Raw genomic sequence first — 20947 nt, 5'->3', positions numbered from 1 at the left:
CGGGCTTTATTCATCTGATTGTCACGAATGACGTTTACGGCCCGATTAAGGGGCTGCTTATCGCTAAATCCGGTAAGTAATAGTGCTATAACAGTTAATGCATTGTTAAATAAAGGTTTTTATTAAGCGGATCTGCGCCCTGACACGATTATGCATAGCAGATTATCTGCTGATGACGCACTTTAGTAGTGGGATAACACGGGTTTTTATCTTTAACACTGAATAATTGGGTGAATGTCTCTACTCTGCCAGGCCGAACTGGATCGGTTGTCACATTTTCAGTAGGTTATAAATACTTTGAAATAAGTGCATTTCATTCATAAGCAGCTGAAACAGCGTTTCAGTTGTGCTGATGACGTGCGGGCTTCAGGCCATCATCCTTTAACCGATGAAAGGAAACACTATGTTAATTGGAATACCCAAAGAACGATTGCTCAACGAGTCACGTGTAGCCGCTACGCCGCAGACCGTCGGGCAACTGATCAAGCTGGGTTTTAGCGTCACTGTGGAGCATGACGCTGGCCTGGGCGCCAGTTTCGATGACGACAGCTACGTCGCAGCGGGCGCAACCCTCAGCGACAGCCAGCAGGTCTGGCAATCCGATATCGTGTTCAAAGTGAACGCGCCGGACGATGAGGAAATTGCGCTCACGCGGGAAGGCAGTACGCTGGTGAGCTTTATCTGGCCGGCACAGAATCCTGCATTGCTGGAAAAACTGGCGGCACGCCGCGTCACGGTGATGGCGATGGACTCCGTGCCACGTATCTCACGCGCGCAGTCACTGGATGCCCTGAGCTCGATGGCCAACATTGCCGGTTATCGCGCGATCGTTGAGGCGGCACACCAGTTTGGCCGCTTCTTTACCGGTCAGATCACGGCGGCAGGGAAAGTGCCACCGGCGAAAGTGATGGTGATTGGTGCGGGTGTTGCCGGCCTGGCTGCAATCGGCGCGGCGGGCAGCCTCGGCGCAATTGTCCGGGCGTTTGATACCCGACCGGAAGTTAAGGAGCAGGTGCAAAGCATGGGCGCCGAATTCCTCGAACTCGATTTCGAAGAGGAAGCAGGCAGCGGTGATGGTTACGCCAAAGTCATGTCTGAGGCGTTTATCAAGGCCGAGATGGCGCTGTTCGCCAGCCAGGCCAGAGAAGTGGACATTATCGTGACCACCGCGCTGATCCCTGGCAAACCGGCACCGAAGCTGATTACCGAAGAGATGGTGGCCAGCATGAAGCCGGGCAGCGTCATTGTCGATCTGGCGGCGCAAAACGGCGGCAACTGCGCGCTGACCGTCGCCAACCAGGTGACCGTTACCCCGAACGGCGTGAAAATTATCGGCTATACCGATCTGCCCAGCCGCTTGCCGACCCAGTCATCCCAGCTCTACGGCACCAATCTGGTGAACCTGATGAAGCTGTTGTGCAAAGAGAAAGATGGCAATATTACGGTCGACTTTGACGACGTTGTGGTGCGCGGCGTCACGGTGATCCGCGAAGGCGAAGTCACCTGGCCAGCACCGCCCATTCAGGTGTCGGCGGCACCCCAGGCGGCACCTGCTGCGGCTAAGAATGTGCAAAAAGTGGAGGCGAAACCGGTCTCACCGTGGCGGAAATATCTGCTGATTGCGCTGGCGATTGTACTGTTCGGCTGCCTCGCCAACGTCGCGCCCGCTGATTTCCTGTCGCACTTCACCGTCTTTGCGCTCTCCTGCGTGGTCGGCTACTACGTGGTCTGGAACGTCAGCCATGCGCTGCATACGCCGCTGATGTCGGTAACCAATGCCATCTCCGGCATTATCGTTATCGGTGCCGTGCTGCAGATGGGGCACGGTGGCTGGGTCACGTTCATCTCCTTTATTGCAGTGCTGATTGCCAGCATCAATATCTTTGGTGGCTTTACCGTCACCCAGCGCATGCTGAAAATGTTTCGTAAGGGGTAATTCATGTCTGGCGGATTAGTAACTGCAGCCTATATTGTCGCTGCGATTCTGTTTATTTGTAGCCTCGCCGGTCTCTCCCGACATGAGACCTCAAAGCAGGGCAATCTTTTCGGTATCAGCGGCATGGCGATTGCGCTGGTGGCGACCATTTTTGGCCCCGACAGCGGCAACGTGGTGTGGATCCTGCTGGCGATGGTGATCGGCGGCGCGATTGGTGTGCGTCTGGCGAAGAAAGTCGAAATGACCGAAATGCCGGAGCTGGTGGCGATTCTGCACAGCTTTGTCGGTCTGGCGGCGGTACTGGTGGGCATCAACAGTTACATCGACCATGCTCCTGGGCTGCCAGCGGTGCTGGAAAATATCCATCTGAGCGAAGTCTTTATCGGCATCTTTATCGGTGCGGTGACCTTTACCGGCTCGCTGGTGGCGTTCGGCAAGCTGTGCGGTAAGATCTCCTCCCGGCCGCTGGCACTGCCGCATCGCCACAAGCTCAATCTGCTGGCGCTGGTGGTGTCGTTCCTGCTGCTGCTGTGGTTTGTTAACACCGAGAGTACCGTGGCACAGGTGTTCGCGCTGCTGCTGATGACGCTGATTGCGCTGGCGTTTGGCTGGCATCTGGTGGCTTCTATCGGCGGAGCGGATATGCCGGTGGTGGTGTCGATGCTCAACTCATACTCCGGCTGGGCCGCTGCCGCCGCGGGCTTTATGCTCAGCAACGATCTGCTGATCGTCACCGGTGCGCTGGTTGGCTCATCCGGTGCGATCCTCTCTTACATTATGTGTAAGGCGATGAACCGTTCCTTTATCAGCGTGATTGCCGGCGGTTTTGGCACCGAATCTGGCAGCAGTGATGAGAGCGAAGCGGCAGGTGAGCACCGTGAGATCAGTGCGGAAGAAACGGCTGAGATGCTGAAAGCCTCCTCTTCGGTGATCATCACGCCCGGCTACGGGATGGCGGTGGCGCAGGCGCAGTATCCGGTTGCCGAAATCACTGCCCGGCTGCGTGCGCTGGGGATCAAGGTCCGTTTTGGCATCCATCCGGTGGCGGGGCGTTTACCGGGACACATGAACGTGCTGCTGGCGGAAGCCAAAGTGCCCTATGACGTGGTGCTGGAGATGGATGAAATCAACGATGACTTCAGCGAAACCGATACCGTGCTGGTGATTGGCGCTAACGATACGGTGAATCCTGCCGCGCAGGACGATCCACGCAGCCCGATCGCTGGTATGCCGGTACTGGAAGTGTGGAAAGCCCACAACGTTATCGTCTTTAAACGTTCAATGAATACCGGTTATGCCGGAGTACAGAACCCGCTGTTCTTCAAAGAGAACACCCAGATGCTGTTTGGTGATGCCAAAGCCAGTGTCGAAGCGATTCTGAAAGCGCTGTAATAAAAAAGGGCGGCTGATAAGCCGCCCGATTCTTTTCTGAAGAGGGTTAATCCTCCTCATCCTCTTCATCATCCAGATCGATTGGCGATTTGAAGTCGTCAGGTTTGATCGCCAGCAGATCGCAACGCAGATGATCAATCACCTGTTCCGCCGTATTGCCGAGGAAAGCGGCAGACAGGCCGGTCCGTCCGATAGTCCCTAACACCACCACGCCCGCACCCAGATGCACGGCCAGATCGGGAATGACTTCCTCAGGTAACCCTTTAGCCACATGGGTGAACTCTTCACCAATGGAGAATTTCTGCCGAAGCGCTTTCATTGCCACCAGGTGCTGGCCGCGGATGGCGTCGTTGTAGACGCTGGGATCAAAATCGGGCAGTTCGATAGCGATATTGATGGGCGTAATGGGGTAGGCACCCACCAGATGCACTTCGGTGTGATTCACGGTTTCCGCCAGCTTGACCGTTTCACGGATCAGCTTCTGATTCAGGCCATCGTGATGGGGTTCTTCACTGGCAAGGTTGACCGCCACAATCGCTTTACCGCCTTCCGGCCACGGCTGGTCTTTTACCATCCACACCGGGCACGGGCATTTCCGCAACAGGTGCCAGTCGGTCGGGGTAAAAATAACCGATTCCAGCCGGTCGTGCTGATGCGCCATTTTCAGCACTAAATCATGCTGATGGGCCAATACTTCCTGAATAATCGCTTCGTAGGGGCGGTTATGCCAGATCACTTTAATTTCGATCTCAACACCGGCATCCAGATAGGCGTGCGCCTGCTCGCGAATCCACTCGGTGCGCTGACTGATCACGCCCTGACGCATCGAGGCGCGTTCATCAGGCGAAAGCAGGGTGGTCATTTCGTAGGAGAAATCATAGATGGGCAAAAAGGCTTTGATTTTGCCGCCGATGAATTGATTCAGATAGACCGCACGCCGCAGCGCAGGCTGGTCGTCTTGCTGGGCATCGATCGCGACCAGAATATTTTGGTACTGGGACATGAGGAACTCTCCTTAAACCAGAGCGACTGGATTAAAGATAGCCTATGTTGCACAGCGGAAGAAGTGAAAAAGTTACTGCCGGATCAATAAAATAACAATTATTGATCCGGCCCGGTATCAGGCAGCCTGATGGCTCTGACCCGCTAACTCTTCCAGTAAGGCGTGGTTCTCAATGGTAATGTATTTACCCTTAACCGCCAGCATGCCTGATTTCTGGAAGCGGCCCAGCAGACGGCTGATAGTTTCTACCGTTAAGCCCAGATAGTTACCGATATCACCTCGGGTCATGGTGAGACGAAATTCACGCTGGGAAAAACCACGCTGACCAAAGCGGCGTGACAGATTCCAGATAAACGCAGCCAGACGCTCTTCAGCATTTTTCTTCGACAGCAGTAAAATCATGTCCTGATCGCCTTTGATCTCACCGCTCATCAGTCGCATCATCTGCTGACGCAGGGCCGGCATTTTGCCTGACAGATCATCCAGCGTTTCAAACGGAATTTCGCACACCATCGCCGTTTCCAGTGCCTGAGCAAAGCTCGGATGGCTGGCACCCATAATGGCATCAAAGCCGACTAAATCCCCGGCCAGATGGAAACCGGTGATCTGCTCATCACCCTGTTCGGTGATGGTGTAGCTTTTAATAGTGCCGGAACGAATGGCGTAGAGCGATTTGAGATCGTCACCCGCTTTAAAAAGGGTTTGCCCTTTCTGAATCGGTTTTTTACGCTCAATGATATTGTCGAGCTGATCCAGCTCATGTTCATTTAGCGTAAAGGGGATGCAGAGCTGACTGATGCTGCAATCCTGGCAGTGAATGGCACAACCGCCCGACTGAATACGACGAATGCTGCGTTTTTCAGGGATCATAATGGTTTGCTCGACGATTATTGACTGGGGTCAATTTTAACATTTTTTGTGCTGAAGGGAACTCATCCGAGCAGTTTTAGGCTTACAAAAAGTATGGATGTGCAACAGGGCGCTAAACGCAGATGTGACGGGGCTCTCAGAATGGCGCATCGTCTCACTGTCACGAAAAGTTGCCGCTTTTATGATCTGCTACCGGGATTTAATCTGCCCGGCAGCAGCGAAAAAGAGGATTAGCGCAGTGTCGTCAGCTTTTGCTACGCTTTCAGACTGAGCCTGTTTTGCCCTCCATCAATTTTAATCAGGTGTGAGAAAACCATGAACCTTGATGATAACGATCTTTTTCGAGACGCCATGGGAGATGTCACTCCGTTAAAAGACACCACCAGCACCTTGTGGCTGAAATCACCTTCCACCAAAGCGCCGCGCCATCCGCCGTGCGATCCCGAACAGGAGAATTTCCTGACCCGTGGCTATCTGGATATCGTGCCGCTGAACACGCCGCTGGAGTATAAGGCGGATGGTATCCAGCAGGGCGTGCTGGATAAACTGCGGAAAGGCGAGTACCGGCTGGATGCCAGCCTCAACCTGTTGCGTCAGCCGGTCGAAACCTGTCGTCAGGCGCTGTTTAACTTTATGGTGCAGGCGCATAAGCAGGGATTACGCAATCTGCTGATCATCCATGGCAAAGGCCGGGAGGATGAGTCGCACGCCAATATTGTGCGCAGCTATCTGGCGCGCTGGCTGACCCAGTTTGAGGATGTGCAGACTTTTTGCGTCGCCCAGGCGCAGCATGGCGGTGCCGGCGCGCTCTATGTCGGGCTGCGCAAGACCGATAAAGCGCGGCTGGATAACCGCGAGCGGCACGCCAAACGCAGCCGCTAGCTGTGGAATTTGCGCATGGTAGACATCAGCACTTCGGCGCTCAGGCTGAGCTGACTGCCGGTGCGGGTAATAATGCCGACCGGCTCGCCCGGCCCGGATGAGTTAATCGGCAGGGCGCAGACGGCGTTGTGGTTAAGATCTTCCTTAATCGCGCCGGATGGCACAAACCAGATATAGTCGTAACGCAGCGCCAGCTGGCGCGCCAGTGAGGTAGAAGAGGTCTCGATACAGTGCGGTGGCAGTGAACAGCCCTGTTCGTCCAGCATTTGCTGAGCAATACGGCGGGGCGCGGTGCCTTCGGGTGAGATCACAACCGGCCACTGCATCGCTCGTGAAAGCGTGACATTGTCACTCAGAAGCGGGTGTTCGGGCCGCACCACCAGCTTCAGCGATTCGAGAAACAGCAGCTCATAGGTCAGTCCGGTCATCATTTCACTGTCTGCCATCCTGCCGATACCTATGTCGAACTCACCCGCCCGTAAGCCGGCTAACAGCACGTTATTATGTAAGGTTGCCACCTGAATAGTGGTGTTAGGTTGTATCTGATGAAAGCGATCGAGGATCTGCGGCAGCATCCCCATGGCGGCCGTGGTGAGCGCACCGAGCCGGATGATGGCTGGCTGGTCGGCAGGCTGCTCATTGAAACTCTGTCCGGCATGGTTGAGAGCGTCCAGTACCCGTACAGCATGAGTCAGGAACTGCTCTCCCATGGTGGTCAGCTGCGCGCCGAGTCGGCCGCGCTCAAACAGCCTCACGCCGGTCAGCTCTTCCAGCTCATTCAGGGTTTTCGACAGGGCAGGCTGGCTCAGGCTGAGCGTTTCTGCCGCCCGGCCCAGCGTGCCTTGCTGCGCGACCGCAACAAAGGTATGTAAATGGCGCAATCGAATGCGCTGATTGAAAAGGATATTTTTTTCCATCTCTCAAACTTAATGAGAATCACCGCTAACAGGCAACCTTTTAAAATGGATTTTGTTAACTTAGCTGCAAAATTATATTAACAAATAAGGCAAGGCGACAGGATTCGGGAGTAAGCCGCTGAAAATAAACGTGTCATATGAGAATGCGATGAAAGCAGTCCAAATCGGGAATGTGTCAGATCAACCGCTTAGCGATATAAAGTTGAATAATTCTCAATATCATATAAAAATCTGACGTCATAACCTTAACGATCGGCTATCATTGGCGCCGTTTTTTTTACTAAAACTGATGTCACATCCCGGTGCCAGAGAGGAGTTTTCATTGTCCAGCGTAGAGGCGGTAGATGTACGCCAGCTCATTAACCAGCAGGCGCTGAGTCGCTGGCAAAAGCGGTTAATTGCGCTCTGCTTTGTTGTGGTGGCGCTCGATGGAATGGACATCGCGATTATGGGCTTTATTGCGCCTACGCTCAAAACCGCCTGGGGCGTGACTACGCATCAGCTGGGGATGGTGATCAGCGCCGCGCTGATTGGTCTCGCACTCGGGGCGATGGTCGCGGGGCCGCTGGCCGATCGCTATGGTCGCCGGATGATGATTATTCTCAGCGTCTTCTTTTTTGGTCTCTGGACGCTGGCAACGGCGCTGTCACACAATATCGAACAGATGATGCTGTTCCGCTTTCTTACCGGGCTGGGGCTGGGTGCAGCAATGCCAAACGTCGGGACGCTGGTAGCCGAGTACGCACCAGAACGACGCCGGGCATTCATCATCACCGTGGTGTTTTGCGGATTCACCTTTGGTGCCGCCAGTGGGGGATTTGCGGCCTCCTGGCTGTTGCCTCGCTACAACTGGCATTCGGTCCTGCTGCTCGGCGGGATTCTGCCGTTACTGATCCTGCCTTTTCTGATTCGGGGTCTGCCGGAATCGGTGCGTTTTCTGATCAGCCGTGGCGCGCCTGCCGCGCGCATTCACGCCATCGTTGAGCGGATGATGCCGGGCACCACCCAGCCGGACAGCGCCTTTCATGCGCCGGAAGCCAGCGTCGCGGCACGGGGCGCCATCGGCACCGTCCTGTCGCGCAGCTATCTGTTTGGCAGCACCATGCTGTGGGGCGGCTATTTTATGGGGCTGTTTCTGGTCTATCTGATAGGCAGCTGGCTGCCGTCACTGGTCAACACCCTGGGGATGTCCGTCACCGAAGCGGCGATTATCACCGCCATGTATCAGGCCGGCGGAACCCTGGGATCGCTGTTTGCCGGCTGGCTGATGGACCGTTTCAATGCCAACCTCGCGCTGGCCGCTATCTACTTCTGCGGTGGGCTGTTCATTGTGGCGCTCGGCTTTTCACCGGCGGAAGTGGGCATCATGAGCGGCATTGCTTTCTGTAGCGGCTTCTGCTTCAACGGGGCCAATACCGGAATGAACGCCTTATCTGCCAGTTATTATCCGACCCATGCCCGTGCTACCGGTTCCAGCTGGATGCATGGCGTCGGCCGTGTCGGTGCCATTCTCAGCGCTTTTGTCGGCGCAGAAATGCTGTCGCTCGGCTGGTCGTTTAGTTTTATCTTCCTGCTGCTGGCCATTCCCGCTGTGATCACCACCCTGATGCTGGTGCTGAAAAACCGCTACGGCTTTAAGCCGATCACAAATTCGTGATTTTTTCCGCTGGCGCCAACGCGTTGCATTACATTAGCAACAACGCTCACGGTGTCAGGTGGAACAGATGGACAACTTTCTCAGTGCGGATGCAATCCGCACCCGCTTCTCTCAGGCCATGTCCGCCATGTATCAGCAGGAGGTGCCGCAATACGGCACGCTGATGCAACTGGTAATGGCGGTTAATGACCGCACGCTGGAGTCCGATCCCGCGCTAAAAGATCGCCTGACAGCGGCCGATGATCTGAGCCGCCTTAACATTGAGCGTCACGGCGCTATCCGCGTCGGTAGCGCCAGCGAACTTACCACGCTGCGGCAGATATTTGCGGTGATGGGAATGGTTCCGGTCGGTTATTACGATCTCTCACAGGCGGGCGTGCCGGTGCATTCCACCGCTTTCCGGCCGGTCGATGACGCTGCGCTGCGGCGTAATCCTTTCCGTGTCTTTACCTCTCTGCTGCGGCTTGAGCTGATTGACGATGTGGCATTACGTGAAAAAGCGGCAGCGATACTGGCGGCGCGCGACATTTTCACACCGCGCTGCCGGCAACTGCTGCAACTGCATCAGCAGCAGGGCGGATTCACCGCTGAGCAGGCGGCAGAGTTTGTCAGTGAAGCGCTGGAAACCTTTCGCTGGCACGCGCACAGCAGCGTTGATAGCCAGACCTACCAGGCACTGAATCAACAACACCGGCTGATTGCTGACGTCGTCTGCTTCCCGGGGTGCCATATTAATCACCTGACGCCCCGCACGCTGGATATTGATCGGGTTCAGCAACTGATGCCATCACGCGGAATCGAACCCAAAACCCTGATTGAGGGACCGCCGTGTCGTCAGGTCCCGATTCTGTTACGTCAGACCAGCTTCAGAGCGCTGGAAGAGGCGATAATCTTTAAAGACGGTCATCAGGGCAGCCACACGGCACGCTTTGGGGAAATCGAGCAGCGCGGCGCAGCGCTGACCCCGAAGGGACGGGCGCTGTACGACCGGTTACTGCAACAGGCAGGTAGCGGCGAGGATAATCAGCAGCATCAGCAGCATCTTGCCGATGTGTTCCGGGATTTTCCCGACGATGAACAGACGCTGCGGCAGCAGGCGCTGGCGTGGTTCCACTATCGTCTGAGCGAAAAGGGCATTGCAACGCCGCCAGCCCGGGGCGAAACGCTCGACAGCCTGATCGCGCAAGGACGCATCATTGCCGAACCTATTATCTACGAAGATTTTCTGCCGGTCAGCGCAGCGGGCATTTTTCAGTCAAACCTCGGCGATCACGCGCAGGTGCGTTCAACCGGCCAGGCCAGCCGGGCGGCGTTTGAAGCAGCGCTCGGCAGTGCGGTGACAGACGAAATGACGCTTTATGCGCAACGTCAGCAACGTTCGCTGCTGCGATGTGGTGTGATGAACTGATCACGCTGAAGGGAATAAACGGGACCATCGTCGATTGTCCCGTTTAACCGCTGCGCATCGGCAATCGATCTGCACATTCGTTCTGACTCTGAATAGCGCAGTCTCAACGTTATACCCTGTTAAAATAGCTGGATAAGCAAAGCGATAGATAAGGTTTGCTGTAGGACGGGTGTTCCCTGATGCTGGCGTAAAATAATAAATTAAATTTAACTATAAAGGCGATAAGTGGCAGCGCAACCGCCGCGCTACGCCGATATGATTTGTTGTAATTAACTGTGTGCAGGCTTTTTTTATATTGCCATCCCTGTTTTACCGCACCGTAGCAATGCCGGTACTTTCTGGAAAGCGTTAATAAATATAAACAGAAAACGGGCGGATGCCTATTCAAACCTTTTGATAATGTTGTTCAGTGCTTTGCTTCGACCTTCGGCATAATCTGCAAATCTGTTCCGGACATGGACAATGTCTCAAGGCCTGCAAATAATGGAGAGACGTTTGAACAGGGAAACAGGAATGAAAAACGAAACAGGTCTGCGGATCATGACGGCAGAGGGTGAGTTGCGTGGATGCATGGATGACGACCTTTTCGTATTCAAAGGCATACCTTATGCCGCCGCGCCGGAAGGCGCACTGCGCTGGCGTCCACCGCAGCCGGTAACCCCGTGGCAAAACATGCGTGATGCCACACAGTTTGCCGCTTCAGGCTGGCAAAACCGTGATTATTGCCGGGCGGTAGGGGGTGGCGATCCGGGCGAATTTAGTGAGGATTGCCTGTACCTGAATGTCTGGACCCCGGATGTTGAACCAGCTACCCCGCTGCCGGTGATGGTCTGGTTACACGGTGGCGGATATACCATCGGCGCGGGCGGTCTGGCACCTTACAGCGGCAAGCCGCTGGCCTCGCGCGGCGCGGTGGTGGTGACCATCAATTACCGACTCGGCCATTTTGGCTTCTTTTCCCATCCGGCATTAGATGCGCAATATCCGGTTGCCGGTTCGGTCAATAATTTTGGTCTGCTTGATCAGATCGCCGCGCTGCAGTGGGTGCAGCGTAATATTCCCGCGTTTGGCGGCGACCGCCGTAATGTCACCCTGTTTGGCGAATCGTCAGGCGCGCGCAGCGTGCTGTCACTCTGCTGTTCGCCGCTGGCGGAAGGGCTGTTTCACAAAGGCATCGTCCAGAGCGCCTACAGTTTACCCGATACCCCGCTGAAAAAAGCGCGCCAGCAGGGCATGGCGGTGGCTCGCCATTTCGGCCTGCCGCCCGATGCCAGTGCCGATGCGTTGCGTGCTTTACCCGCTGATGCCTTCTGGTCGCTGGAGGGTGCGCTGGCGATCCAGCCGGTGCCGATCTCCGGCGATGCGGTGCTGCCTGAGCCGATGCTGAAAACCTTTCTGGCGGCAAAGCAGCATCGGCTGCCGTTAATGGCCGGCAGTAACAGCGACGAAGCCAGCGTGCTGGACTATTTTGGCGTCGATAGCACCGCCGTGCTGCATCAGCTGCGCGATAAAAATCGGGTGCTTTACCGGATGCTCAAGTGGATGTATGACCTCCATGACGATCGGCGTCTCGGTCGTGCGGTGGCGCGCGATATGGCCTTCAGCGTGGTGCCGTGGCTGGTGATGCGCGCCCAGCATAATAGCGGGATGCCTGGCTGGCGTTACTGGTTCGATTATGTTTCGGAGAATGCGCGCGATCTCTATCCGGACGGGACCTGGCACGGCAATGAAGTGCCCTACGTGCTTAATACCCTGAGTCAGATGCCCGATCCCAGTGAAAATCGCCCCTTCAGTGAGGAGGATCGGGCATTCGCCGCGCGCGTCAGCGACTACTGGTTCCGCTTCGCCTGCGATGCCAGCGAATATAAGCATCAGCTTGAAGGAGAGGTTGTCTGGCCAGCCTGGCACCCCGGCGAAGATGTGACAATGTCACTGGGTGAGGAGCGCCACAGTGGTTTAGTCCTCAAAAAGAACTTTATGCGCGCCAGAATGCGGCTGTTGCGATTGCTGATGACCAAAATGGTGCGCCTTTAATTAGCGTGCTAACCATCAAATTGCGCGAATGGGATTATCAATGCCATTCGCGCATAATTTTGTGAAAAATAAAGAGATTAATAGAACTCCGCGCTAAAGACGCTGTAAAATTTTAGATAACAAAAGAGTTACATCTTCACTATCCACTGCCGATAGATCTCCTATGCCCGACACTTACGGGTCAACGTGTATAGGATTTTGGTATGGGAATGCTCAAAAATTTCACCATTCGCGCTGTGATGCTCTCCATTCTGGGCCTGTTCTGCTTACTGTGGAGCGGTGTCGGGTTATTCAGCATCCATTCTCTCGGCGCGCTGAGCGAAGGGAATGATGTTGACCGTCATCTGGTCGCGCAAATGACGGTGCTCAGTAAAGGCAACGATCAATATTTCCGCGTTATCACCCGTCTGTCGCGCGTGATGGACAGCAAGGCGGGCGGCAAAACGCTGTCCGATGATGCCTATGCGCCGGTACAGCAGGCGCTGGATAACATGACCCAGCAACTGGCGACCTTTAAACAGCTGGCGCCGGGACCAATGAACCCGGATGTGGTCGACAGCGTGGTACAGAGCTGGCAGAAATTGCTGGATGAAGGCGTCACGCCGCAGTTGCAACTCGCCCGTCAGGATTCACCCGATGCCTATCGTCAGCAGGCCAATAATGTCACGCCGCAGCTCAGCCGGGCCTTTGGTGCCAGCGCTGAAAAATTCAATCAGGGCGCGGCACAGGTACTGGATCATACCCGGGTTGAAGTTGACCGCTTAACCGCACTGACCAAAATGATTATCACCGTAACGGTGATCCTCGGCCTGCTGATCCTGTTGTTCACCGATCGCTATCTGGTGGCGATGCTGGTCAGGCCGCTGGAAACTATCCGTAACCATTTTGCCACTATCGCCACCGGCGATCTGAGCCAGCCAGTGGCCGATTTTGGTCGCAACTGTGTCGGTAAACTGGTGCCACTGCTGAGTGCCATGCAGGATAGCCTGCGTGAAGCGGTCAGCGCGATTCGCAGCGGCACCGAGAACATCTCGCGCGGCGCGGCAGAAATCTCGGCGGGCAACAACGATCTCTCTTCGCGTACCGAAGAGCAGGCGGCGGCGCTGGAGCAGACTGCGGCCAGTATGGAGCAGCTGACTGCGACGGTGAAATTTAACGCCGACAATGCGCGTCAGGCGAGCCTGCTGGCGGAAACCGCCACCACGACCGCACAACAGGGCGGCCAGCTGGTGAGCGAAGTGGTCAGCACCATGAACGGCATTTCCGGCAGTTCGAAGAAAATTGCTGAGATCACTAACGTGATTAATGGCATCGCCTTCCAGACCAACATTCTGGCGCTGAACGCCGCGGTAGAAGCCGCTCGTGCCGGTGAACAGGGGCGCGGTTTTGCCGTAGTGGCCTCTGAGGTGCGTAATCTGGCCCAGCGCAGCGCCAACGCCGCCAAAGAGATTGCTACTCTGATTGAAGATTCCGTTCAGCGGGTTGGAAAAGGGGCCGAGCTGGTCGGCACCACCGGCGGCACCATGAATAACATTCTGAAATCGGTGCAGGATGTGGATGCGATCATGAAACAGATCGCTGCCGCCTCGGAAGAGCAGAGTAAGGGGATCTCGCAGGTTGGGGCCGCCGTAACTGAAATGGACAGCGTGACGCAGCAAAACGCCTCGCTGGTTGAGGAAGTCTCGGCCGCCGCCAGCGCCCTGGCGCTGCAGACCGAAGCGTTACAGGCCTCAGTCGCGAAGTTCCGCCTTTCCAGCAACGTGAGCCAGGCTGCGCCCGCCGCACCGCTGAGGCCGAATGCGCCAAAAGCGCCGGCGCTGGCGACCGCTCAGGCTAAGCCTGCTGACAATGGCGACTGGGTGACCTTCTGATCCTCAACCAGCCACGCCACCAGTTCCGCCAGTAACGGCGGCGCTTCTCCGGACGGCCGCTGCAGTAAACTGTAGGCCGCTCCGGTTTTTACCTCGCCAGCGAAGGGTTTAACCAGCCTGCCGCTGGCGATATCACTCTCCACCAGATTGCTGTCAGCAATCGCCACGCCAAATCCCTGAATCGCCGCACTAATCGCCAGATCCATGGTGGAAAAGTGCTGATTGCGCTGCATCGTCACTGCGATCCCTTGTCCCTGTAGCCAGCATTGCCAGTCGCGCATATCGTCGGTGGGATGCAAAAAGGTCATGCCAGCCAGCTCTGCGGGTGAATCGGGTAGCGACGTTCCCGCCGCCATCACCGGCGTCAGCGACTCCTCAAACAGCGTTATGGCATCACGGCGGGGTTTGCCATAAACGATAGCGGCGTCGAAGTTATCAAGCTGAGAAGCATGATCCAGCGTGGTGGTCAGCGCCACATGCAGCTCCGGCTGCCGTTGCTCCAGCGCCATCAACCGTGGTACCAGCCAGCGCATCGCACAGGTTGGCGCTTTAAGGCGAATACTGGCCTGGGTGCGGCGCGCTTTTTCGCCGGCCTGAGCGATCAGTTCATAGCCCTGACGCCATTCAGGCAGCAGCGCCGCGCCCTGCGGCGTCAGGCGCAGGCCGCGGGCGTGGCGATCAAACAGACTCAGGCCGAGCCAGTGCTCCAGCGCCGCGATCTTGCGGCTGACCGCGCCCTGGGTTATGCACAGCTCCCGGGCGGCATGGGTCAGATTGAGGTGGCGGGCCGTCACCAGAAAAGCGTGAATGGCGTTAAGCGGCAGGGTTGAACGCGACACAGAGAACCTCAGCTATGCATTTTTATCATGGCTATTATGACGACATTTCGCTTGCCGACTCAAGTCACAGCCCGTTGAATAGCTATTTATCGTATTCGCTTATCTATGCTTCTGACGGAGAGATCATGTCCCTGAACACGCCTGTCGCCATCCACTCAAAGTTGCCAGATGTTGGCACCACCATCTTCAGCGTTATCGGTCAGCTCTCAGCGCAGCATCAGGCGATTAACCTGTCGCAGGGCGCACCCAATTTCCCCTGCGATCCGGCGCTGGTCGAGGCGGTCAGTCAGGCGATGCGTGACGGCCAAAATCAGTATGCGTCGATGACCGGCTTACCGGCGTTGCGTGAAGCCTTAGCCAGCAAGGTGGCGACGCTCTACGGTCAGAAATATGATCCGGCCAGCGAAGTGCTGATCACCGGCAGCGCCAGTCAGGGCATCTATATGGCGATTACCGCGCTGGTGCATCCGGGCGATGAGGTGATTTTCTTTGAGCCAGCCTTTGACAGCTACGCACCGGTGGTGCGGTTGCAGGGCGGCAAGCCGATTGGCCTCAAACTTCAGGTGCCGTCATTTGCCATTGACTGGCAGCAGTTGCGCGCTGCGATTACGCCACGCACCCGGATGATCATCATCAATACGCCGCATAACCCCAGCGCTCAGGTGCTGACGCCAGAGGATCTTAATCAGCTGGCGGCACTGACGCGTAACACGGACATTGTGGTGCTCTCTGATGAAGTTTATGAACATATTTTGTTTGATGGGCGCAGGCACTGCGGCATGGCGACCCATCCGGAGCTAGCGGCGCGCAGCGTTATTGTCTCTTCGTTTGGCAAAACCTTTCACGTTACCGGCTGGCGGGTCGGCTACTGTCTGGCACCGGCAGAGCTGATGACGGAGCTGGTGAAAGTCCATCAGTTTATGATGTATGCCGCCGACACACCGATGCAGGTCGGCTTCGCGCAATATCTGCAGAACGCGGAAAACTATCTGTCGCTGTCGGCGTTTTATCAGCAAAAGCGCGATCGGCTGATTGCGCTGCTGCAGGATTCACCGTTTGAACTGCTGCCGTGCGCCGGTTCCTTTTTTATGCTGGCCAGCTATGGACATTTCAGTGACGAACCGGACAGCGAAATGGTAAAACGTCTTATCGTCGATCATCGGGTAGCCACTATCCCGCTGTCGGCGTTTTATATGGATGGCACCGACAACAAACTGATCCGTCTTTCCTTTGCCAAAGATGAGGCGACGTTACAGGCTGGCGCTGCGGCGCTGTGTGCCTTCCCGCAGTAACGGGAAACGTTGCCTGACGGCCGCACTGCGAAGCAGGACAGCGATCGGTTAAAACAATAATTTCGGGGTAAGTAATGAAAAAACGCAACGCACTCTTTCTGGCACTCGGCATGATGGCTTCAGTACAGGCACTGGCGCAGGATTTACGTTATGGCCTGGAGTCGCAGTATCCGCCTTTTGAAAGCCGCAACGCCAAAGGGGAACTGGAAGGTTTTGATATCGAGCTGGGCAATGCCATTTGTCAGGCCGGTAAATTTAACTGTCACTGGGTGGAAAGCAGCTTCGACGCGCTGATCCCGGCGCTGCAGGCGAAGAAGTTTGATGCCATCAACTCGGCGATGAACATCACCGAAGCGCGGGCCAAAAGCATCGGTTTCACCCAGCCCATCTACCGTATTCCCACCATGCTGGTGGCGAAAACCGGCGAGAAGCTGGCACCGACCGCTGAATCACTGAAGGGCAAGAATATCGGGGTGCTGCAGGGTTCGATTCAGGAAACCTATGCCAAAAAGCACTGGGAATCCCAGGGCGTGACCGTCACCTCCTATCAGGATCAGAACCAGGTCTATAACGATATGGTCGCCGGGCGTCTGGATGGCACGCTGGTGATGTCAGCTGCCGGTCAGTCGGGCTTCCTCGATAAACCACAGGGTAAAGGCTTCGGCTTTATCGGTAAGCCGGTCGAAGATGATGCCATTCTGGGATCGGGGATCGGGGATCGGCTTTGGTCTGCGTAAAGATGACACCCAGCTCAAGCAGTCGCTGGATGCGGCGATCGCCAAAGTGCAAACCGACGGCACGCTGAAAAAGCTGGCGGAGAAATACTTTCCGGGCATTGATGTCAGCGTGAAGCCATAAGCCAGAATCGGGCGCAGAGTGCGCCCGATTTGATTGTTACTCCGCCGCCAGATAACAGAGCTTCTCGGCCACCTGGTAGGATTTTACAAACGACGGCAGCGGCAGGAACTCAAAACGCGAATGGAAGTTATGCGCGCCGGTGAAGAAGTTCGGCGTCAGCAAGCCTTTAGCTGACAGCGCCGCACCATCAGTGCCACCCCGCATCGGAATCACCTTCGGTTCAATATCCAGCGCGCTAAGCGCCTTAAAAATCAGGTCAATCGCCCGACGATCTTCACCCAGCGCATTGCTGATATTGCTGTAGATATCGGTGAGGGTAATCTCGACCTTACCGGTTGGATAGCGAGCGGCAATTTCCTGCGCCTGCTGCTGAAGCTGCTGCTTGCGGTCGGCAAAGCTGGCGAGGTCAAAGTCGCGGATGGAGGCTTTCACAATCGCCTGGCTGGCATTGGCCTGCATCTCATTGAACCAGATATAGCCTTCACGCCCTTCGGTCTGTTCCGGCGTCTGCTGACGATCAAACTGGCTGATGAAGTCATGGGCCATCAGCAGCGGATTAACCAGCACCCCTTTACCTGACATCGGATGCGCCGGCACGCCGGTGAAGCGAATCTCAGCAGCGGCGCCGTTGAAGTTTTCATAAACCACTTCGCCCAGTTCGCAGCAGTCGATGGTCCAGGCGAAGTCCACATTGAATCGCGTTTCCAGATCGAGCGCTTTGGCCCCGCGCAGGCCAATCTCTTCATCGGGGACAAACGCCACCACGATATCGCCATGATCGCCGTGCAGGTTTTCCATCAGCGTCATCACCACGGTTACCGCCGCTTTGTTGTCGGCGCCCAGCACGCTGGTGCCGTCGCTGAAAATGATCTCCTGACCGATATAGGGGGCGATCTCCGGATGCTGGTCGCGGCGCAGCCAGATATCCTCCCCGGCATTCAGGCAGAGATCTTCATCCTGCCAGCGCAGAATTTGCGGTTTGATATCGGGTGAGAGACCAACGTCAACGGTATCGATATGGGTAATGAACCCGATGCGTGGCGCGTTGGGACGGTTACCGCGTTTCACCGCCGTTACCGTAGCATGTTGATCAATTACCACCTGTTCCAGCCCCAGTTCACGCAGCTCAGCCGCCAGCAGTTCCGCCATGGCGTGCTGGCTCGGCGTGCTGGGCAGGCTGGTCGATTTCGCATCACTCTGACTGCTGACGGCAAGGTAACGGAAAAAACGCTCGGTGAGTTGGGTCTCAAGTTTGTCGGTCATCACTATTCCTTATTAGTCAGCTACGTGCGGGGTTCGCTATGGTGCCGAATCGTGCTATCAATGAAGCATCTGAATGATTCATTTAGGTATTCTGATCACCGGAAGTCAATACAAAGCGAGGATGATAATGAAAATGAAGATAGCCACCTTAGCGCTTGTTACGGCTGGGATGACGCTGGCGGCCAGCGTTAACGCTAAAACGCTGGTCTACTGCTCTGAAGGATCGCCAGAGAATTTTAACCCGCAACTCTATACCTCAGGCACCAGCGTCGATGCCAGCGCCGTACCGGTGTTTAACCGCCTGGTGGATTTTAAACCGGGCACCACTGAGCTGGTGCCCAGCCTGGCGGAAAGCTGGGAGATCACTCCGGACGGCACCGTCTACACCTTCCATCTGCGCAAAAACGTTAAATTCCAGAGCAACAAGCAGTTTAAACCGGGCCGCGACTTTAACGCCGACGATGTCATTTTCTCTTTCATGCGCCAGATGGACCCGAAGAATCCCTACCACAACGTCTCAGGCGGCACCTATTCCAACTTCGAAAGCCTGGAGCTGTCGACGCTGATCAAACAGATTGATCGGGTAGATGACCATACGGTGCGCTTCACGCTGTCGCATCCCGAGGCGCCGTTCCTGGCCGACCTCGCCTGGTATTTCGCTTCGATTCATTCCGCTGAATATGCCGATCAGATGCTGAAAGCCGGTACGCCGGAGAAAGTGGATATGAACCCGATCGGCACCGGTCCGTTTGAGCTGGTGCAGTATCAGAAAGATTCGCGCATTCTGTACCGCGCCTTCCCGGATTACTGGCAGGGCAAGGCGAAGCTGGATCGGCTGGTGTTCAGCATCACGCCGGATGCCTCGGTGCGCTATGCCAAGCTGGAGAAGAACGAATGCCAGGTGATGCCGTTCCCCAATCCGGCCGATCTGGAGAAAATGCGCGCCAATCCGGACATTACGCTGGAACAGAAAGCCGGACTGAATACCGGTTTCCTGGCGTTTAATACCACCAAAGCGCCCACTGACAATGTCCAGGTGCGTCAGGCGCTGGCGATGGCGATCAACAAACCGGCCATCATCGACGCGATTTTTAAAGGCACCGGCACGGTGGCAAAAAATATTCTGCCGCCGGGCGTCTGGAGCGCTGACAAGGATCTGAAGGATTACGACTACGATCCGGAAAAAGCCAAAGCGTTACTGCAACAGGCGGGGGTGAAACCGGGCACCGAGATTGCGCTGTGGGCGATGCCGGTCCAGCGGCCCTACAACCCCAATGCCCGTCGCATGGCCGAGATGATCCAGTCGGACTGGGCGAAGGTGGGTATCAAAGCCAATATCGTCAGCTATGAGTGGGGCGAATACCTGAAACGGGTCCGCAGCGGCGAGCATCAGGCGGCATTGATGGGCTGGACCACCGCCACCGGCGATCCGGATAATTTCTTTGGCCCGCTCTATAGTTGTACCTCGGCCCAGGGCGGTTCGAACTCGTCAAAATGGTGCTATCAGCCGTTTGAAAAGTTAATTACCACCGCCCGCGCCGAACCGGATCAGGGCAAACGTACCGCGCTCTATCTGCAGGCGCAGCAGATGATGCACGATCAAATGCCGGCCGTGATGATCGCGCACTCGACCATTTTCGAGCCGGTACGTAAATCAGTCAGCGGCTATCAGGTCGATCCGTTCGGTAAACACCTCTTTTATCAGGTCGACATCAGGCAGTAACAGAGACCCTGTTGCCCACCGCAAGCGGGACAACAGGGCGCTTTAACCGGTTATTCCTGCCGCAGTTGCCGATCGATTTCGCTTAACCGCTGCTGTAAAAAATCCAGAAACAGCGACAGGGCCGCCGAACGCTGGCGGCCTGATACCGTTTGCAGTTGCAGGGTACGCTGGCTGAGCTGATCGACCCCCATCGTCCGCAACACCAGATTTTGCGACTCGCGCTCAAACAGCAGGGTAAACGCGCTACAGATGGTGACCGCCTGCGGCGTGCGCAGCAAAAAGTGATACAGCATGGCGAAATAATCACAGGTCAGCACCGGCTCTACCACGCTGCCGTTCATCTGACAGGTGAGATCAAACAGTTGCCGCACCGTGGTGTGCTGACCCGGCAATGCCAGCGGCCAGCGATGGAGATCGGCCAGCGTCACCTGGCGTGACGCCAGCGGATGGCTCTGATGCATCGCCAGCAGCACCGGCGCTGGCCATGAGCCGAGCACCTCTACGCTGCGTTCCGGATGCAGGCTGAACTGCAGCGCAACGTCGCATTCACCGGCCCGCACTGCTTCAGCCACGCCCTGCGAGTGAGTGACATTCAGCGCAAACAGCACGCCCGGATTGGCGAGGCGAAACTCAGACAGCAGGCCTGGCAGCAGGCTGAATGCCATGCCATCGGTACAGGCGATACGGATGCGGGTGCGGCGTACCGCTTTCAGTCCCTTGATCTCCGCCAGCGCATATTCCATATCCAGCTGACTCTTGCGCACATGGTGCGCGAAAATTTCCCCGGCCTCATTCAACACCATTCCGCGCGCATGACGTTCAAACAGCGGAACGCCCACCTGCGCCTCCAGCCGCTGAATCTGGCGGCTGATGGCCGAGACGGCAACATAGAGCTGCTCACTGGCCGCGCTGAGCGAACCACCGTTCACCACCGCCAGAAAATAGCGGATTTCACTGCTCAACATGGTCACTCCTTACCGACCGGACGCATTAAAAAGGGGC

Annotated in this window: 15 protein-coding genes and 1 pseudogene; 10 read left to right on the top strand and 6 right to left on the bottom strand. The window is 56.2% G+C overall.

Annotated features, from left to right (window positions below; translation table 11 throughout):
• Window positions 1-403: 403 nt before the first annotated feature.
• Together pntA and pntB are read left to right on the top strand one after the other, a co-directional pair.
• The gene (pntA, locus tag WFK59_RS05835) at window positions 404-1936 is read left to right on the top strand and encodes a Re/Si-specific NAD(P)(+) transhydrogenase subunit alpha (RefSeq protein ID WP_336755277.1); all 1533 of its coding nucleotides are present in this window, start codon (window positions 404-406) and stop codon (window positions 1934-1936) included.
• Between the two features lie 3 nt (window positions 1937-1939).
• Window positions 1940-3328: a Re/Si-specific NAD(P)(+) transhydrogenase subunit beta gene (gene pntB, locus WFK59_RS05830; protein ID WP_233984225.1), complete on the top strand. Its 1389-nt coding sequence runs from the start codon at window positions 1940-1942 to the stop codon at window positions 3326-3328.
• A gap of 46 nt (window positions 3329-3374) precedes the next feature.
• Here pntB and uspE read toward each other — a convergent pair whose 3' ends face one another.
• The gene (uspE, locus tag WFK59_RS05825) at window positions 3375-4331 is read right to left on the bottom strand and encodes a universal stress protein UspE (protein WP_159859383.1); all 957 of its coding nucleotides are present in this window, start codon (window positions 4329-4331) and stop codon (window positions 3375-3377) included.
• A gap of 117 nt (window positions 4332-4448) precedes the next feature.
• Window positions 4449-5201, bottom strand: a complete 753-nt coding sequence (locus WFK59_RS05820; protein WP_094119513.1) for an FNR family transcription factor — start codon at window positions 5199-5201, stop codon at window positions 4449-4451.
• 315 nt (window positions 5202-5516) lie between these two features.
• On the opposite strand from WFK59_RS05820, the gene smrA reads away from it, so the two are divergent.
• On the top strand, window positions 5517-6083 hold the full coding sequence (gene smrA / locus WFK59_RS05815; protein ID WP_336755275.1) for a DNA endonuclease SmrA: 567 nt from the start codon (window positions 5517-5519) through the stop codon (window positions 6081-6083).
• Here the strand turns inward: smrA and WFK59_RS05810 are convergent.
• Window positions 6080-7000, bottom strand: coding sequence for a LysR substrate-binding domain-containing protein (locus tag WFK59_RS05810; protein WP_233984227.1), 921 nt, complete (start codon window positions 6998-7000; stop codon window positions 6080-6082). The two genes, smrA and WFK59_RS05810, sit on opposite strands and share 4 nt — an antisense overlap.
• 322 nt (window positions 7001-7322) lie before the next feature.
• On the opposite strand from WFK59_RS05810, the gene WFK59_RS05805 reads away from it, so the two are divergent.
• From WFK59_RS05805 to WFK59_RS05790, 4 genes are all read left to right on the top strand, one after another.
• On the top strand, window positions 7323-8657 hold the full coding sequence (locus WFK59_RS05805) for an MFS transporter (protein WP_336755274.1): 1335 nt from the start codon (window positions 7323-7325) through the stop codon (window positions 8655-8657).
• A gap of 67 nt (window positions 8658-8724) precedes the next feature.
• A complete protein-coding gene (gene hglS, locus WFK59_RS05800) occupies window positions 8725-10065 on the top strand; it encodes a 2-oxoadipate dioxygenase/decarboxylase HglS (RefSeq protein WP_336755273.1) in 1341 nt (446 codons plus the stop codon).
• Window positions 10066-10578: 513 nt separating this feature from the next.
• Window positions 10579-12099 (top strand): carboxylesterase/lipase family protein, encoded by a 1521-nt coding sequence (locus WFK59_RS05795; RefSeq protein WP_336755272.1) that lies wholly within the window; start codon window positions 10579-10581, stop codon window positions 12097-12099.
• A 203-nt stretch (window positions 12100-12302) separates the two neighbouring features.
• Window positions 12303-13970, top strand: a complete 1668-nt coding sequence (locus tag WFK59_RS05790; RefSeq protein WP_233984231.1) for a methyl-accepting chemotaxis protein — start codon at window positions 12303-12305, stop codon at window positions 13968-13970.
• Here WFK59_RS05790 and WFK59_RS05785 read toward each other — a convergent pair.
• Window positions 13928-14809 (bottom strand): LysR substrate-binding domain-containing protein, encoded by an 882-nt coding sequence (locus WFK59_RS05785; RefSeq protein WP_336755271.1) that lies wholly within the window; start codon window positions 14807-14809, stop codon window positions 13928-13930. The two genes, WFK59_RS05790 and WFK59_RS05785, sit on opposite strands and share 43 nt — an antisense overlap.
• 125 nt (window positions 14810-14934) lie before the next feature.
• Here WFK59_RS05785 and WFK59_RS05780 point away from each other — a divergent pair, with 125 nt between their 5' ends.
• Together WFK59_RS05780 and WFK59_RS05775 are read left to right on the top strand one after the other, a co-directional pair.
• Window positions 14935-16101 carry a methionine aminotransferase gene (locus WFK59_RS05780; RefSeq protein ID WP_233984233.1) on the top strand — a complete coding sequence of 389 codons (1167 nt, stop codon included), beginning with the start codon at window positions 14935-14937 and terminating at the stop codon, window positions 16099-16101.
• Between the two features lie 74 nt (window positions 16102-16175).
• Window positions 16176-16959: pseudogene (locus WFK59_RS05775) on the top strand (transporter substrate-binding domain-containing protein).
• Window positions 16960-16995: 36 nt separating this feature from the next.
• Here the strand turns inward: WFK59_RS05775 and pepT are convergent.
• Entirely contained in the window at window positions 16996-18222 is a 1227-nt protein-coding gene (pepT, locus tag WFK59_RS05770) for a peptidase T (protein WP_336755270.1), read from the bottom strand.
• 127 nt (window positions 18223-18349) lie between these two features.
• Between pepT and WFK59_RS05765 the strand changes: the two genes are divergently transcribed.
• Entirely contained in the window at window positions 18350-19945 is a 1596-nt protein-coding gene (locus tag WFK59_RS05765) for an ABC transporter substrate-binding protein (RefSeq protein WP_233984236.1), read from the top strand.
• Between the two features lie 50 nt (window positions 19946-19995).
• On the opposite strand, the gene WFK59_RS05760 is transcribed toward WFK59_RS05765, so the two are convergent.
• Window positions 19996-20910: a LysR family transcriptional regulator gene (locus tag WFK59_RS05760; protein ID WP_336755269.1), complete on the bottom strand. Its 915-nt coding sequence runs from the start codon at window positions 20908-20910 to the stop codon at window positions 19996-19998.
• Window positions 20911-20947 lie beyond the last annotated feature (37 nt).

This window comes from Pantoea sp. USHLN298 (genome assembly GCF_037149395.1).
Classification (GTDB): domain Bacteria; phylum Pseudomonadota; class Gammaproteobacteria; order Enterobacterales; family Enterobacteriaceae; genus Pantoea; species Pantoea astica.
Note: the sequence above shows the minus strand (reverse complement) of the source record. Positions and strands in the feature narration are given on the sequence as shown.

Excerpts from the sequence above, each read along its gene's own strand:
- WFK59_RS05795 (WP_336755272.1), top strand. The coding sequence starts at position 10,579 with ATGAAAAACGAAACAGGTCTGCGGATCATGACGGCAGAGGGTGAGTTG.
- WFK59_RS05790 (WP_233984231.1), top strand. The coding sequence starts at position 12,303 with ATGGGAATGCTCAAAAATTTCACCATTCGCGCTGTGATGCTCTCCATT.
- smrA (WP_336755275.1), top strand. The coding sequence starts at position 5,517 with ATGAACCTTGATGATAACGATCTTTTTCGAGACGCCATGGGAGATGTC.
- pepT (WP_336755270.1), bottom strand. The coding sequence starts at position 18,222 with ATGACCGACAAACTTGAGACCCAACTCACCGAGCGTTTTTTCCGTTAC.
- WFK59_RS05810 (WP_233984227.1), bottom strand. The coding sequence starts at position 7,000 with ATGGAAAAAAATATCCTTTTCAATCAGCGCATTCGATTGCGCCATTTA.
- hglS (WP_336755273.1), top strand. The coding sequence starts at position 8,725 with ATGGACAACTTTCTCAGTGCGGATGCAATCCGCACCCGCTTCTCTCAG.
- WFK59_RS05820 (WP_094119513.1), bottom strand. The coding sequence starts at position 5,201 with ATGATCCCTGAAAAACGCAGCATTCGTCGTATTCAGTCGGGCGGTTGT.
- WFK59_RS05760 (WP_336755269.1), bottom strand. The coding sequence starts at position 20,910 with ATGTTGAGCAGTGAAATCCGCTATTTTCTGGCGGTGGTGAACGGTGGT.
- WFK59_RS05765 (WP_233984236.1), top strand. The coding sequence starts at position 18,350 with ATGAAAATGAAGATAGCCACCTTAGCGCTTGTTACGGCTGGGATGACG.
- pntB (WP_233984225.1), top strand. The coding sequence starts at position 1,940 with ATGTCTGGCGGATTAGTAACTGCAGCCTATATTGTCGCTGCGATTCTG.
- WFK59_RS05780 (WP_233984233.1), top strand. The coding sequence starts at position 14,935 with ATGTCCCTGAACACGCCTGTCGCCATCCACTCAAAGTTGCCAGATGTT.
- uspE (WP_159859383.1), bottom strand. The coding sequence starts at position 4,331 with ATGTCCCAGTACCAAAATATTCTGGTCGCGATCGATGCCCAGCAAGAC.
- pntA (WP_336755277.1), top strand. The coding sequence starts at position 404 with ATGTTAATTGGAATACCCAAAGAACGATTGCTCAACGAGTCACGTGTA.